Origin of the sequence: Dokdonia sp. Dokd-P16 (assembly GCF_003095655.1) — a bacterium.
Lineage (GTDB): Bacteria > Bacteroidota > Bacteroidia > Flavobacteriales > Flavobacteriaceae > Dokdonia.
The window spans coordinates 2,110,420-2,125,217 of record NZ_CP029151.1 but is presented as its reverse complement, the minus strand read 5'-3'; the positions used below and the strand labels follow the sequence as shown (position 1 = coordinate 2,125,217).

Here is a 14,798-nt window from a genome sequence, read left to right as displayed (position 1 = left end):
CACTCTTATTGTTTTCTTAATTTTGTTTAATTAAATACTAAATATATTAAACAAAGTAATCGTTAGTCGTAATTTTATGGAAAAAGAAAAACCATAAAAAAATTGCTATGACACAAGAACTAGGAAATGCAAATTTTGAAAACTTTATAGGCGCTACAGAAGGCTTCTCTGAGATTGCTTATCAATTTACATCACATATTCTTACGTTAGGGTACGCAGTGATGCTTGCAGGATTACTCTACTTTATTCTTACTATCAAAAATGTAGATAAAAAATTCCAAATGTCGAACATCCTATCAGCTGTGGTGATGGTATCGGCATTTTTACTTTTATATGCGCAGGCGCAAAACTGGACATCAAGTTTTACTTATAATGAGGAAGTAGGAAGATATTTTCTAGATCCAAGTGGAGATTTATTTAATAATGGATATCGTTATCTCAACTGGCTCATCGATGTACCTATGCTTTTATTCCAAATTCTATTTGTGGTAAGCTTAACTTCTTCAAAATTTAGCTCTGTACGCAATCAGTTCTGGTTTTCTGGGGCAATGATGATTATTACTGGATACATTGGCCAGTTTTATGAAGTAAGTAACTTGACTGCCTTTTTAGTATGGGGAGCTATTTCATCTGCATTTTTCTTCCATATTTTATGGGTAATGAAAAAAGTAATCAAAGAAGGAAAAGAAGGCATTTCTCCTGCAGGACAAAAAATACTTTCTAATATCTGGATCTTGTTTTTAATTTCATGGACTTTATACCCAGGAGCTTACTTAATGCCATACCTCACAGGAGTAGATGGATTTTTATACAGTGAAGACGGTGTGATGGCTAGACAACTAGTATACACTATTGCAGATGTATGTTCTAAAGTTATCTATGGTGTACTATTAGGTAACCTTGCAATTACACTAAGTAAAAACAAAGAGTTGGTTAAAGCAAATAGCTAATTATAAGTAGCAACTCACAAACTCAATAATAACAAAATCACGTTAACAGATATTACTCATGCCATTTAACGTGATTTTTGTGTTTTACAAACAACTCATAACCTTATCATTTCATTGAAAAACTAACGCTAGAAGCTATTATTTAGAGAATTGACTGCAAATTAAGCCCCAACAGTTTGATAATACAAAGAATAATGTATCTTTGCACGCTGATAGAGACGCTATCAATACATGAATTTCATTTAAAATAATACTGGAATGTATTTAACAAAAGAACAAAAGCAAGAGCTTTTTGCAAAACACGGTAAAGGAAAGCACGATACAGGATCTGCTGAGGGTCAAATCGCAATCTTTACACAACGTATCTCACACTTATCAAACCACCTGAAAACAAATCGTAAAGATTATGTTACAGAGCGTTCACTAGTAATGCTAGTAGGTAAGCGTCGTTCATTACTTGATTACTTAATCAAGAAAGACATTTTACGTTACAGAGCTATTATTAAGGAATTAGGTATCCGTAAATAATATTTTAAAAAAAGGAGTTCCTAACGGAGCTCCTTTTTTATTCCTTTAAATAGGAAAACCACGCAAGAGTACAATGCTATAAATCGCAACCTCTTGCAAAAGCATAAATACATTACAGATGTTCTCCTCTAGTTTTGATAGTTACAACATGACTATCTCATCTTAAACGAGAACGGATCATTATCTACTCAGTATTAAAATATAAGTTTATAAAAGCTTCATTTGATACAAAGCAGATTTTCGCCGAAAGGCATATAATACTCCAAGTCCTTTTATACACAAGTAATTATGTATAGAACGACAAAGAAAGCTTACACAGCTAGTTTTTCATTGGTGTCCGATTTTTGGGAAGTAACTACCCTTTAATCATCCCGTATCTTTTTACAGATACATCAACTACACAACGCAACGACACATGGAATACCCACGAAGGGTGTTCTACCATTAACAATTTTAGCGAAAGCGGGATTACAATAATCCTTTGCACGTGAGAATATCTCGACATAGATCGAGGTGAAAAACAAATTTTATGATTCCAAAGGTTTACAAAGAGGTCATCGACCTTGGTGATGGAAGAGAAATCTCTATCGAAACAGGAAAACTTGCAAAGCAAGCACACGGATCTGTAGTAGTACAGTCTGGAAAGTGTATGTTGCTTTGTACTGTAGTATCAAACTACGAACAAAAAGATCTTGACTTCTTACCACTTACGGTAGATTACCGTGAGAAGTTTGCAGCAGCAGGTCGTTACCCAGGTGGTTTCTTTAAAAGAGAAGCTCGTCCATCTGACGGTGAAGTATTAACAATGCGTCTTGTGGATCGTGTACTACGTCCATTATTCCCAAAAGATTACCACTCTGAAACTCAGGTGATGATCCAGTTAATGTCTCATGATGACGACGTTATGCCAGATGCAATGGCAGGTCTTGCAGCAAGTGCTGCAATCCAATTATCTGACTTCCCATTTGAGTGTGCTATCTCTGAGGCTAGAGTAGGACGTGTAAACGGTGAGTTTATCATCAACCCTACAAGAGCTCAGCTAGAAGAGTCTGACATCGATATGATGATTGGAGCTTCGGCAGATTCTGTGATGATGGTAGAAGGTGAGATGGATGAAATTTCTGAAGAAGAAATGGCAGACGCAATTAAATTTGCTCACGATCACATTAAAGTACAGTGTGCTGCACAGCTTCGTCTTGCAGAAGCTTTTGGCAAAAAAGAAGTACGTGAGTACCCAGCCGAAAGAGAAGATGCAGACCTTAAGCAAAAGGTACACGACATGGCGTATGATAAGGTATATGCAATCGCACAAGCCGGATCTGCAAAGCATGAGCGTAGCGCTGCTTTTAAAGAAATTAAAGAAGAAATCAAAGCAACTTTTTCTGAGGAAGAACTTGAAGACTTTGGTGGACTTGTATCTAAGTATTACCGTGCTGCCGAAAAGGCTGCTATACGTGATCTTACACTTAACGAAGGACTTCGTCTTGATGGTCGTAAGACTACAGAGATACGCCCTATCTGGAGTGAGATAGATTACTTACCATCTGTACACGGATCTGCAATCTTCACACGTGGAGAAACTCAGGCACTAGCTACAGTAACACTAGGTACGTCTAGAGATGCAAACAAAATAGATATGCCATCACACGAAGGAGAAGAAAACTTCTACCTTCACTATAACTTCCCTCCTTTCTGTACAGGTGAGGCAAGACCTATACGTGGTACTTCACGTCGTGAGGTAGGTCACGGTAACCTTGCTCAACGTGGTCTTAAAGGAATGATCCCAGCAGATTGTCCTTATACTGTACGTGTAGTGTCTGAGGTGTTAGAATCAAACGGTTCTTCATCTATGGCAACTGTTTGTGCAGGTACTATGGCAATGATGGATGCAGGTATCCAGATGACGAAGCCAGTTTCTGGTATCGCAATGGGACTTATATCTGACGGTGCTTCTGGAAAGTATGCAGTACTTTCTGATATCCTTGGAGATGAAGATCACTTAGGAGATATGGACTTTAAAGTAACAGGTACGGCAGACGGTATTACAGCTTGCCAGATGGACATTAAAGTAAAAGGATTATCATACGAGATTCTTGTAGCTGCCTTACAACAAGCTAGAGATGGTCGTTTACACATACTCGATAAGATTGTAGAGACTATTGCAACTCCACGTGAGGATGTAAAAGACTACGCTCCAAAAATGGTAGGTGTACGTATCCCTAATGAATTCATTGGTGCGTTAATAGGCCCAGGAGGAAAAGTAATACAAGAGCTTCAAAAAGCAACTGGAACTACCATCGTTATAAACGAAGATCCAGTAACAGAAGAAGGTATTGTAGAAATCTTAGGAACAGGTCAAGAAGGTATCAACGCCGTACTTGCAAAGATAGACTCTATTACATTTAAGCCAGTCGTAGGTAATACGTACAAGGTGAAGGTAATCAAGATGCTAGATTTTGGTGCAGTAGTAGAATATCTTGACGCTCCAGGTAACGAAGTATTACTACACGTATCTGAGCTTGCTTGGGAACGTACAGAAAATGCGTCTGACGTAGTTTCTATGGGTGACGAGCTTGACGTAAAATACTTCGGTATAGACAAGCGTACTCGTAAGGAAAAAGTTTCTCGTAAAGCATTGCTTGAGAAGCCAGAAGGTTATGTTGCTCCAGCTCCTAGAGAGCGCAATAATGACCGTCGTCCACCTAGAAGAGACGATCGTAAGAGAGATTAATTCTCATATAGCTGTAAGTCTTTAAACACTTACACTAGTCAATAATAGAAAATCGGTTATTCTTCATTGGGTAGCCGATTTTTTTTGTGGTACGCTTTCGCGAAAATGTGAGCAACCACAACGCCAAATCAATAATCAAAAATAGCAACTAAGAGCTGACTTACAACCACATACAAAGCTTTGGAATTGCAACCCAACTATAAAACACATAGGTCATCACATATTTCAATCATCAAAAGTAAATCTATATGTTTACTTTTTTATATTTTTGTAAATCAATACGTTTACATTTATATTCATTTGTAAACTTAAATGGTTACAAAAATGAGAAGTAAACAAAAACTATTAATTGAGCAGCTCGACCATAAGCTTGAACCTTTTTCTAGCGCTACAAGGGTTTTGGTCCCAGAACGTGGATGGATACATACAATTAGAACCACATTAAATATGACAATGGCTCAACTAGGCACTGCATTAAATATAACCAGACAAGGTGTAAAAAGAATAGAAGATAGTGAGGCAAGTGGCACCATAACACTCAACTCTTTAAAAGATGTGGCTATTGCTATGGACTTAAAATTAGTGTATGCGCTCGTTCCCAAAGACGGAACTATAGATCACTTAGTCCAATTAAAAGCAGAAAAACTGGCAAAAAAAATAGTATTAAGAACCAATCAACACATGAAATTAGAAGATCAAGGGATTGGAGACGAAAAAATTGCTGAAACCATAAAGGAACTTGCTTATGAAATAAAGAGAGAGATGAAAAAATCGTTATGGGATTAGAATTCAATTATAAAGATGGACAAACACCTTTAGACCAGGAAGAAAAGGAAGGTCTTAAAATAAAGTCAATCACTACACAAAGGGAACTAGATCAATTTGAACAATTAAATATTGAACAAGCAGTCGAATGGACTATTCACACAAAGTTCAAGCTTGAAAAAATCTTAACCGAAAAGTTTGTAAAAGAGGTTCACAAAAAAATGTATGGAGATGTTTGGAAATGGGCTGGAGTATTTAGAAAATCCGAAAAAAACATTGGAATACCGTGGACTCAAATAGGAATTGAGTTGAAAAATTTACTTGACGACACAACCTATTGGATAGATAACAACACTTTTTTACCAGAAGAAATAGCAATACGGTTTAAACATCGTATCGTATCCATTCATTGCTTTCCTAATGGAAATGGAAGACATTCCCGAATGATGGCAGACATTATTATGGAATCAATATTTAACAAAGAAATATTTTCTTGGCAGCAATCAAATATGGTTAAAGCTAATGAGACGAGACAGCAATATATAAAAGCTCTAAGAGAAGCCGATAAGGGCAACATCAACCAATTAATTGAATTTGCAAAAAACTAAAAAGCAACCTTGTCTATTTTTAAAGAATGAACTTTAAAATCACATAATCTCGGCCACCCTCCACAGGATAGTCGATTTTTTTTTATTATGCGCTCTCGCGAAAATATGAGCAACCACAACACTTCCCAAGACATCATTAAAAATAACTTGTAAAAAATTGACCATAATGAGGAAATGCGTAATCATAAAACAAATAGAATATATATTTTAGCTCGTAATTAATGCTAAGAGCTTTAAAAAGAGCTCTCAAAGACCAATAAACCCAAATCAATAATTATAATTTTTAAAGAATGAAAAAAAGTCACCTACTCGTAATTGGAATACTATTAACAACCCTCACATCATGCGGTAGATATGTCAGGATTGGAGATCTCACAGGAATAAGCAATAGAAACATAGATGACACTACGCAATATGTAATGCTAGAGAGAGAAGTAGAAGCCGTCGCAACAGCCGAAAACGATGCTTTAGAACAAGCTGTAGACAATTTAACTAAAGAACATGAAGGCGAATTCTTAAGAAATACTAAGATTTACGTTAAGAGTAACGGAAAGAAAGTAAAAATCATAGGTGACGTTTGGGGAATTCAAAAAGCAAACGTCAATGTTAACACCAGTGCAACTGCAGAGATAGAATTAAATGTAGGTGATAATGTTGTCTTTAAAAGAAAACGCGATATCATAGACGGTAAAATCATAGGACTTAATGCCGACTCTATAATCGTAGAATACGGAAAGCGAAAAAAGAGAATTGAACTTCGCTATGATGATGTTACAAAAACTAATTAGAGAGTTTATAGCCACTCTAATCAATCACACAAATCGGCCACCCTTCACAGGGTAGCCGATTTTTTTTACGTTATTCTTTCGCGAAAGCGTAATCTGAGAAATCATGATTAAAAACTCCTTTTAAAAATCTACTCATATAACATCATATAAAATGTCACCCATGCGAGCAACAATGAGTTTACGCGCAATCATTACATATGCCGCTTAACACACAGTTTATACTGTTTACACTATACCCATCTGGCACTGTAAAATGAACTGTCTCTGGCAAGCACTCGATGGTGTCACAACTTTTACAACGAAAGTGAAAATGATTATCAGACATATTCTTATCATCGCAGTCCATGCAAAGAGCAAAGTACTGCTTGCCATCTTCGGCAATAATTTTATGTACCATTCCATCTTCATGGAAGCGATTTAACACCCTATAGATGGTAGCTCGATCAATCTCTACATTTAATTTTTGCTCGATAGCCTCACGACTCATCGCCTTCCCTGTGTTTGAAAGTAAATTCAACACAGCCTCTTTAGATGGAGTATTCCTACGTTTCATGCATTGCTTTTAAAAATGCAAAGTTAATGCAAATTAATCGCGTTAACTTTATTGCGACAATGTCGCGATAAAGTATACTTGTTGTATATTTACCTAAAAATCAAAGCAATGAGAAGGAGGATAATTATAAAGCAAGGCACACTTGCATTATCTGCGATGATATTACCTCTTCCATTAACCGCTTTTAACACAATACAAGGTATGGCTAGTAATAAAAAATTTGATGTAATAATCATTGGCGGCAGCTATGCAGGACTATCAGCTGCTATGGCATTAGGGAGATCCCTTCGAGACGTACTTATAATTGATAGCGATTTACCTTGTAATAGACAGACACCACATTCTCACAACTTTATCACTCAAGATGGTGAAAAGCCCAGTGAAATTGCAAGAATAGCAACAGCTCAGGTATTACAGTATAACACTGTTCAAATACATAATGACCTTGCCATTAGTGGGGCAAAAACTGATGATGGTTTTAGTATAACTACAAAAAAGGGAGAAAAATTTAAAGCCAGTAAACTCATCTTTGCCACTGGGATAAAGGATATAATGCCAGATATAAAAGGTTTTTCTCAATGCTGGGGTATCTCTGCCATACATTGCCCATACTGCCACGGCTACGAGGTAAAGCACAAAAAAACAGGAATTATAGCAAATGGAGATGTTGCCTTTCACTATGCACAACTCATACGTAACTGGACAACAGACCTTACTATATTTACAAATGGCACGTCAACCCTCACTAGAGAACAACACGATAAAATTAAGAGACATAACATCTCAATAAATGAAAAGGAAATCACGCAGGTGCAACATGATCATGGGCAAATAAACCAACTTGTGTTTAAAGACAATACTACATTTGAGCTAGAAGCCATATACGCACGACCAGATATTGAGCAACACTGCGACATTCCAGCAATGCTAGGATGCGAGCTTACGGAGCAAAAGCTTATCAAAGTAGATGATTTTCAAAAAACTACGGTAGATGGCGTGTTTGCTTGCGGTGATAATTCGAGCCTTTTTAGAGCTGTTTCAAAAGCTGTGGCTACGGGAAATATGGCAGGTGCCATGATGAATAACCAGATGACCGAAGCAGCATTTACATAAATACTCAATCGTTTCTTTATGTTGAGATGTAATGTGTGTCCATAAACACACGCAGCTGTAAAATCAGCTACGTGGTATAGCTCATCCTCACCTTAGCCATCAAATCATTATAAGAACAAATAACACTAGTAAATCACTATAACATCGGTTATCCTTCACAGGGTGGCCGATTTTTTTTTGTGGTACGCTTTCGCGAAAATGTGAGGAACCACAATACTTCCCAAGGCATCATTAAAAATAACTTATAAAAAGTTGGCTATAATGAGGAAATGCGTAAAGGAGATTAGTTGGAGTAGTGTATTTTAGTGTGCTGATGATTTGAGGTGCTATTGCATAGCCGTTTACAAACGATTATAAGTACTTATAATCGTTTGTACTTGGAAAGTTGCGTTTATACAACTAAAATCGAGATACCTCAGATATACTAAAAACAACCAAAACCACTCCCGTTTTACTGGAATGGAGGGACCTAAATAGCTAAATTGCTTATATATACAAGTTATCTGTAATTTCTTAACAAAATATGAGAAAAAAAATTAAAAGAGTTTTCGCAAGAATAATTAATGGAAAACAACTAATCGGTTTTGAAATTGCAAATCAGTCAAGAGTAGTTTTTTTAACAGGCAGTAACGTCAAGCAAAATACGAATTTGGAAGTTTATGAAGTGGAAATGCTAACCGACTCTTTCATCAAACCAATTTATTACAAACAAAACGAAACAATGTTTAATGGAAAAGTTTGTACTAAAGATGATATTATTATCAAAGACTTTTGGATTACAATGGTTCCTGATAATTATGAAGAATTTAAAGAGGAAAATAGTCATAAGCTTATGCCATTTAGAAAAATAAAGCAAATATTTACTTTCACAAGAAATGGAAAAGTAAACTGTGGCATCAAAAACATAAATGATGATGTAGTTTTTGTTACTGAAAAGCGACTTTCAGCATTAACGAACTTAGATAGTTCAGAATTTCATATTTTGGAAGGATCTTTTATTAATCCGTCATTTTATGAGGACGGCGAAATTATGGCTAATGGAAGTAAGTGTTATGGCACTAACAAAATTGTAAAAGAATTAAACTTAAGATTTCTGGGGAATATTAATCAAATGCACGAAAATTTTGAAAATTCTGAACCTAAGTATTACATATCTAATGCAAACCATTCTTACGATAGTTCATACGAAATTTATGGTGGTCCAGGCGATGGATATGGTGGGCATTTAGATGATGATTTTATCAATGATGTGTTAGGAGGTCATCCTGATGCGTATTGGAATATTGATTAGTATGAGATATTGGGAGACTTTGTTGGTTGAATAGAGAAATAAAGGTAGAGATGGGCTTTCAATACCATTTATCATTGGTAGCAAAACTGTTTATAGTCAAGACGTATTGCAAGATGTAAACTCATTATTTGAAGATATTGTCGAAAACTCAAATGTTGAAATATACTTATCTTATTGTCCTACTATTGATGATTTAGTTTTGGGAGTAAGAGATCGATCAAAAAAGAGAATTTCAGGTTCTTTTGTATTATTTAAAGGTAAGAAACAAAATATATTTTTTTTAATAAGTTTTTTATACGACTTGGGAAAAGATATCGAAACTATCAGTAAAAATTTGAACGAGCGTTATTCTCGTCGAATTTTAAATCAAGAGTTCTCAATTAATAATAGAACAAAGGGTTCTTACACATCTAGTGAAATTGAATTTATATCTAAATGCGCTGCGAATGAAACTACAGATAACAACGTATATAGCTCATAGCTAATCAGTTGCTTAATCGAAGTTAAGGCATATTTGCGAAGTCGCCAAATTTTTAAATTTGATGATTTCGCAAAAAAAAATAAATAGTAAAATTTAAAAATTCGGCTCGTGCTTCATCCGAAAGTAATTGTTTAATTTGCACGCTACGAGCCATATACAGAGACGTTATAAAACAATATGAAAAAAACTCTGATATTAGTAATAATGATTCTTACATCTAATTTAGTTGATGCACAGTTTGTAAAGGAAAAATCAATAAACGTCCAAATCGGATATGGACTGAGCGCGCCGAATAATAGCGTTAGCGAGATAGTAGATGATGGATTTTTTGCTCAAGGAGAATTAGTACTAAAAGTAACTTCTTGGTTTGAATTAAGACCGTATGCTGGTTTAATTTTAACTAATTCAAATGGAAAAGACTTAAATGACAATCCAACGGATGAAAAAGCCGAATCAAAAGCATTTTTATTGGGTGGAAAAGCAAGAGTTAGAGCTCCAATTCCTTGGGTTGCGCCTTATGTTGAAATCGGCATAGGAAGTTCCATTGGGAAATTTGAAACATTTACGGCTTTCAATAATATTGATAAAAGCGGAATAATTTACCACATACCTTTTTCCTTAGGGTTAGAATTAGGACGAAATAATAATGTTGACTTAGGATTCACCTATTACTTTCAGCCTTCTGTTGAACAGTATGTTGGAGCATTTGCAGTCGGAATAACATTTCCGTTGAATAATTAAAGTTATACAACAAAGACCTAAGTTTAAAACAAGCCAACTTCGACTGTGCTCAGCACATGCTTTTGAGCTAACCCTGATTTATAATTTTCGAAGTAGAATATTACTGAGCTGTCGATGGCAAAGGACTGTTTTAAGGACTTATTTTTAGTATTGCGTTTAATAAATAAGACTGCCGTACAAAATTAAAAAATCTATGAGAATACTAATATTAATTTTATTTACTGTTACAGCTTTTGGCCAACATCGTCAAAGATTAAATTCGACAGATTTGGAACGGTTTGGCTTAATGGCTAAAGTAAAATCATATTCACATATTGATTACCAATCTTTTCTAGAAAAGGATTCGCTAAAAGATTTGAGAGTTGATAATTTTATTTTAGCGCCAAACAATTACAAAATAGAATTTAATAATAATGGCTATATCAATCTTAAAACCGAATTGTCTTATTTACGTAAAAAAGATACTTTAATTGAAAAGGGATTATGGGTTTATGAGTATGATGGGTTAAAGAGAATAAAAGAAGAAAATTACTATTGGAATAATAGATCTAAAGATACAACTCAATGGGTTTATAAATATCCTAATGATTCAACCACTATTATTCATCAATATGACAAAACTTACAAACATCTTCGATACCAATATCAACAATCTAATAATTTAGAATATTTCACCAAAGCAAATTCTGACAGCAGCTATGTAACCAAAGGTCTATTCGTTTATGATAAATTTAATCGGATAACTCGCATTGAGGAATATGAAAATAAGGATTACATCCAAAACTTACGTAGTCAAAATTATAACGATACAATCATCAAAAATCCTTCTGTAAAAGTTTGGATCTCGACTAAATATAATGCTCCACCTGCAATTTCAACTCACGAATATGACAGTTTTGGAAATGAAATAAAATCGAGTGGAGTTGGCAAAGGTTCCAGAACGCATCTTACAGAATATAAGTATGACAAAAACAAAAACTGGATTGAAAAAAAAGTGTATTTATCAAGCGGAAGAATAAAAATATCTCGAAGAAAATTTAAGTATTGGGAATAAAACTGTACACAAAAATAACCTACCCATATACCACTCCTCCTAAACTCACCTTAACAAACCCACCACCACATGTTTGAAAAGTCAAAATCCTTTTTATACAGAATCGTCTTCATGATTTTGTTTATTGTGCTCGCCAAAACCTGCGTCTCAGACTATATACATGGTGGTGATGAGTATAAAATAAGTGAGCTAGAACAAATGATTAGTGAGAACACCGTGGTCACTGCAAGCTTATCAAATGAGTACACAGAGTCTACAGTGGCAAGTGTGGTTAAGCTTTATAAGTTTGATTACAGATTTGATCTCAACGGCAAGTCTTACACGGGTAAAATCACGCTCAACGCTGTGCCTAATACTAGTAAACTCAACATCTACTATCTAAGCGATGACCCTAACATTATCGCTGCAGATCCTTATGAAGCCATCGCAAGAGAAAAGGAAAAAGGCAGCTCCATTTCTGAGCTACTTATAGGGATTGTTTGGGGAGTGCTCGCCATCATATTACTTATCTCCTTGATGGCTACCATAAAAAGCACAAAGACACCCGAAGACCTTAATAGCGAAACTAAAACAGCTGCTAAAAGTATTAAAACTCGCACTAAGAAAAAAGCAGCAGCAACAGTTCCAGAAATCACACCAGAAGAAGAACGTATACGTGCCCTTGAGAAAGAACGTATCCGTACAGAAAAGGAGGATCCAACTAGATTTATGCCGAGAATTGTAGCTCCCGTCAAGGAACAAAATGCAAATAACAATTTAGCAGAAGATAAAAATTATTCAAGGCAACAAGAAGTAAATAAAAACATAGAATTTTATCATTCAATTGGATTACACTTTAATAAAAAAATCACCCTCGATCATTTACAAAAAAATTGGAATTGGATAGATTGGGAGATGGATTCTTTAGACGGTAAAGATTTTAAATATTTCTTTTTTCTTTTGTCTGGAACTTTTATCACAATCAATCCTCAGGAGGCTTTTAGCTACGAATTACTGTCTAAGAATATTTGGTATTTTGATTATGAAAGAGACGAAGATGTTAAATATGGTGACTTTACAACAAGGATGAATCAAATAGCTAACGACAAATATCCTTTTGAAAAAGTAGAAAATATTATTGAACCTCCATATGGTGTGAAATTTCAATACAAAAACGACAAATACACATGGATGTTTAAGCATAATAGAGATTGGACTGATGAGAAGTTTTTTAGTCAATTTCTTTACTTAACTAAATCAGAGACAAATAATAATAAGAAGTTCTACGTTCTTCCTGAAGGTCAAGGAGGAGTTATCGTTTTTTTAGAGCCTAACAAAATCCAAAAACTCGAAGCGTTTTTAGAGATTAAAGAAGGGACATTTGAATTATTGAGGTAATTAATAGAAGCCTAAATAAGTTTCACCTACAACTCTGCAACATCAAATCTTTAACAATACAATCAATCAAAAATCATGAGTAAACCTTTACAAAGTTTCATTATTGGATTAGGTATCGCTTCCATAGTTTTTGCACTTTATGGTGTATTTAATGGCGATAAATTTATAGAGGCCTTAAGAGGTATTGTCATCGGAGCATCACTTATTGGTGCAATTGTGATTAATCAACATAGAAATAAGAAATCAGAATAAACTATATCAATTTATAATTGATAGGGCCTAAATTCTGAAACCTACTAACTACAAAGAAGTTATTCATTTAGAAAATTAAAAGTCTTAAATAATTAGAAGACACATGACTTGGACTATTAATATCATTGGCATTTTGTTGTTAGTTGCTCTATTCTATTATCGTAAGTATTCAGAGCGAAAGCAGCGCAATTTACAATCAGAAGGCGGTACTATATTTTTAGAAAACGTCCGAGCTAATTGGGAGAAAATTGAAATAGATACGAGTAATTGCTCAGTCATAAAATATGACACAAAAATTGATAAAAACTTACCGTCATACGAACCTCAGCATAAAGAAGAATCATTTTTTGACTGGATGAATAAAGACCGTAATAAAGTAAATCTAGTTGATGTAGCCAGAAGTAAGTTTGTCTGTAATTATGTTCAAAATGGAGAACTCATAAAAAGCTTCTCAAAAACAGTAGATATTGATATTACAGTCGCTCAGTTTAAACTTAATCTAAGAGATTGTGTAAATGTTTACGTAAATAATCACTCAATGCTAGATGATTATTTCATCGATCTATCATTTTTACAGGAAGAAATAGATTTACAGAAATTTAATAAATAAATGCCTCAAAACAACACACCTCAACCTCCCATAAATAAGCACGTAGGCTGGATACGGGTACTTGCCATTATCCTTCCTTACCTATTCATTGTTGCTATATTTCAGCTCATAGGTTATTATGTTATTGGTATAGATTATAATGAGCTTCCTACCCAGAAGTCTCCTTTCCAGTTATTTGTAGGCACCATATTCTCCTTATTAGGAACACTTACGGTGATATGGATTTTTATAAAATTTGTTGATAGAAAACCATTTATTGAGCTAGGTTTTACGCTCAAGGACAGGAAGAAAGACATCATCGCTGGTCTACTCATAGGCGCGGCAATCATGGCGCTGGGTTATCTTATCATGTTATCGATGGGCGAAATTCAATTTAAGGGCTTCCATTGGGATGCTACACAGCTGCTGTATGCCATCCTCACGTTTGTAAATATTGCGATTTTAGAGGAGGCGCTGCTGCGTGGTTACGTACTGCGCAACCTGATGAGTTCTTTTAATAAATACATCGCTCTTATTGTTTCGGCGCTGCTATTTTCACTGCTTCATGCAGGAAATCCTAACGTAGATATGTTTGCGCTAGCCAACTTATTCCTTGCCGGTATTTTGCTAGGAATGTCATACGTGTACACTAAGAATTTATGGTTTTCTATTGCGTTGCATTTAAGCTGGAACCTTTTTCAGACCTTGTTTGGTTTCAACGTGAGTGGCATTGATTCGTATCACCTTATAGAAATTAGCATCACAGAAAACAACCTGCTTAACGGCGGCCTTTTCGGTTTTGAGGGCTCCATATTTTCTATCATTTTTCAGGTGTTTACTATTATCCTGATAGTTTGGTATTACAACAAGAACAAGGACTCTTCAACGACAGCATAACCAACAGTTTTCTACCATGACATCTTGATTTCATAAGAGCTTATGGGGAATGAGTACGCTTTCGCGAAAGCGTGATAACC

The 14,798-nt window shown here is 35.1% G+C and carries 16 protein-coding genes; 15 read left to right on the top strand and 1 reads right to left on the bottom strand.

What is annotated here, in order from left to right; genetic code table 11:
• Positions 1 to 107: 107 nt before the first annotated feature.
• The 6 genes from DCS32_RS09535 (at position 108) to DCS32_RS09510 (ending at position 6,370) form a co-directional block, all read left to right on the top strand.
• Entirely contained in the window at positions 108 to 950 is an 843-nt protein-coding gene (locus DCS32_RS09535) for a bacteriorhodopsin (RefSeq protein ID WP_108878055.1), read from the top strand.
• Between the two features lie 258 nt (positions 951 to 1,208).
• Entirely contained in the window at positions 1,209 to 1,478 is a 270-nt protein-coding gene (gene rpsO, locus DCS32_RS09530) for a 30S ribosomal protein S15 (RefSeq protein ID WP_013750004.1), read from the top strand.
• A 529-nt stretch (positions 1,479 to 2,007) separates the two neighbouring features.
• On the top strand, positions 2,008 to 4,209 hold the full coding sequence (locus DCS32_RS09525) for a polyribonucleotide nucleotidyltransferase (protein ID WP_108878054.1): 2,202 nt from the start codon (positions 2,008 to 2,010) through the stop codon (positions 4,207 to 4,209).
• 324 nt (positions 4,210 to 4,533) lie between these two features.
• The gene (locus DCS32_RS09520; protein ID WP_108879273.1) at positions 4,534 to 4,995 is read left to right on the top strand and encodes a mobile mystery protein A; all 462 of its coding nucleotides are present in this window, start codon (positions 4,534 to 4,536) and stop codon (positions 4,993 to 4,995) included.
• Positions 4,986 to 5,582, top strand: coding sequence for a mobile mystery protein B (locus tag DCS32_RS09515; protein WP_108878053.1), 597 nt, complete (start codon positions 4,986 to 4,988; stop codon positions 5,580 to 5,582). Before DCS32_RS09520 ends, DCS32_RS09515 begins: the two co-directional genes overlap by 10 nt.
• A gap of 290 nt (positions 5,583 to 5,872) precedes the next feature.
• Positions 5,873 to 6,370: a hypothetical protein gene (locus DCS32_RS09510; RefSeq protein ID WP_108878052.1), complete on the top strand. Its 498-nt coding sequence runs from the start codon at positions 5,873 to 5,875 to the stop codon at positions 6,368 to 6,370.
• Between the two features lie 178 nt (positions 6,371 to 6,548).
• On the opposite strand, the gene DCS32_RS09505 is transcribed toward DCS32_RS09510, so the two are convergent.
• Entirely contained in the window at positions 6,549 to 6,923 is a 375-nt protein-coding gene (locus DCS32_RS09505; RefSeq protein WP_108878051.1) for a Fur family transcriptional regulator, read from the bottom strand.
• 201 nt (positions 6,924 to 7,124) lie between these two features.
• Here DCS32_RS09505 and DCS32_RS09500 point away from each other — a divergent pair, with 201 nt between their 5' ends.
• The 9 genes from DCS32_RS09500 to DCS32_RS09465 all read left to right on the top strand — a co-directional run bounded on the left by DCS32_RS09500 (position 7,125) and on the right by DCS32_RS09465 (position 14,718).
• Positions 7,125 to 8,036, top strand: coding sequence for an NAD(P)/FAD-dependent oxidoreductase (locus DCS32_RS09500; RefSeq protein ID WP_204161820.1), 912 nt, complete (start codon positions 7,125 to 7,127; stop codon positions 8,034 to 8,036).
• Positions 8,037 to 8,559: 523 nt separating this feature from the next.
• The gene (locus tag DCS32_RS09495) at positions 8,560 to 9,327 is read left to right on the top strand and encodes a hypothetical protein (protein ID WP_108878049.1); all 768 of its coding nucleotides are present in this window, start codon (positions 8,560 to 8,562) and stop codon (positions 9,325 to 9,327) included.
• A gap of 106 nt (positions 9,328 to 9,433) precedes the next feature.
• Positions 9,434 to 9,808: a hypothetical protein gene (locus tag DCS32_RS09490; protein ID WP_108878048.1), complete on the top strand. Its 375-nt coding sequence runs from the start codon at positions 9,434 to 9,436 to the stop codon at positions 9,806 to 9,808.
• Positions 9,809 to 9,985: 177 nt separating this feature from the next.
• Complete coding sequence (locus tag DCS32_RS09485) at positions 9,986 to 10,549, top strand: hypothetical protein (protein WP_108878047.1); 564 nt, start codon at positions 9,986 to 9,988, stop codon at positions 10,547 to 10,549.
• A 193-nt stretch (positions 10,550 to 10,742) separates the two neighbouring features.
• The gene (locus DCS32_RS09480; protein WP_108878046.1) at positions 10,743 to 11,603 is read left to right on the top strand and encodes a hypothetical protein; all 861 of its coding nucleotides are present in this window, start codon (positions 10,743 to 10,745) and stop codon (positions 11,601 to 11,603) included.
• A 111-nt stretch (positions 11,604 to 11,714) separates the two neighbouring features.
• Positions 11,715 to 12,980, top strand: a complete 1,266-nt coding sequence (locus tag DCS32_RS09475; RefSeq protein ID WP_108878045.1) for an OadG family protein — start codon at positions 11,715 to 11,717, stop codon at positions 12,978 to 12,980.
• 75 nt (positions 12,981 to 13,055) lie between these two features.
• The gene (locus DCS32_RS16070) at positions 13,056 to 13,232 is read left to right on the top strand and encodes a hypothetical protein (RefSeq protein ID WP_162533625.1); all 177 of its coding nucleotides are present in this window, start codon (positions 13,056 to 13,058) and stop codon (positions 13,230 to 13,232) included.
• 103 nt (positions 13,233 to 13,335) lie between these two features.
• Positions 13,336 to 13,842: a hypothetical protein gene (locus DCS32_RS09470; RefSeq protein WP_108878044.1), complete on the top strand. Its 507-nt coding sequence runs from the start codon at positions 13,336 to 13,338 to the stop codon at positions 13,840 to 13,842.
• Complete coding sequence (locus tag DCS32_RS09465; RefSeq protein WP_108878043.1) at positions 13,843 to 14,718, top strand: CPBP family intramembrane glutamic endopeptidase; 876 nt, start codon at positions 13,843 to 13,845, stop codon at positions 14,716 to 14,718. It abuts the gene before it with no gap.
• The last annotated feature ends 80 nt before the right edge of the window (positions 14,719 to 14,798 follow it).

Bases quoted from the DNA above. Each gene is read 5' to 3' on its own strand.
- DCS32_RS09535 (WP_108878055.1), top strand. From the start codon at position 108: ATGACACAAGAACTAGGAAATGCAAATTTTGAAAACTTTATAGGCGCT.
- rpsO (WP_013750004.1), top strand. From the start codon at position 1,209: ATGTATTTAACAAAAGAACAAAAGCAAGAGCTTTTTGCAAAACACGGT.
- DCS32_RS09525 (WP_108878054.1), top strand. From the start codon at position 2,008: ATGATTCCAAAGGTTTACAAAGAGGTCATCGACCTTGGTGATGGAAGA.
- DCS32_RS09520 (WP_108879273.1), top strand. From the start codon at position 4,534: ATGAGAAGTAAACAAAAACTATTAATTGAGCAGCTCGACCATAAGCTT.
- DCS32_RS09515 (WP_108878053.1), top strand. From the start codon at position 4,986: ATGGGATTAGAATTCAATTATAAAGATGGACAAACACCTTTAGACCAG.
- DCS32_RS09510 (WP_108878052.1), top strand. From the start codon at position 5,873: ATGAAAAAAAGTCACCTACTCGTAATTGGAATACTATTAACAACCCTC.
- DCS32_RS09505 (WP_108878051.1), bottom strand. From the start codon at position 6,923: ATGAAACGTAGGAATACTCCATCTAAAGAGGCTGTGTTGAATTTACTT.
- DCS32_RS09500 (WP_204161820.1), top strand. From the start codon at position 7,125: ATGGCTAGTAATAAAAAATTTGATGTAATAATCATTGGCGGCAGCTAT.
- DCS32_RS09495 (WP_108878049.1), top strand. From the start codon at position 8,560: ATGAGAAAAAAAATTAAAAGAGTTTTCGCAAGAATAATTAATGGAAAA.
- DCS32_RS09485 (WP_108878047.1), top strand. From the start codon at position 9,986: ATGAAAAAAACTCTGATATTAGTAATAATGATTCTTACATCTAATTTA.
- DCS32_RS09480 (WP_108878046.1), top strand. From the start codon at position 10,743: ATGAGAATACTAATATTAATTTTATTTACTGTTACAGCTTTTGGCCAA.
- DCS32_RS09475 (WP_108878045.1), top strand. From the start codon at position 11,715: ATGATTTTGTTTATTGTGCTCGCCAAAACCTGCGTCTCAGACTATATA.
- DCS32_RS16070 (WP_162533625.1), top strand. From the start codon at position 13,056: ATGAGTAAACCTTTACAAAGTTTCATTATTGGATTAGGTATCGCTTCC.
- DCS32_RS09470 (WP_108878044.1), top strand. From the start codon at position 13,336: ATGACTTGGACTATTAATATCATTGGCATTTTGTTGTTAGTTGCTCTA.
- DCS32_RS09465 (WP_108878043.1), top strand. From the start codon at position 13,843: ATGCCTCAAAACAACACACCTCAACCTCCCATAAATAAGCACGTAGGC.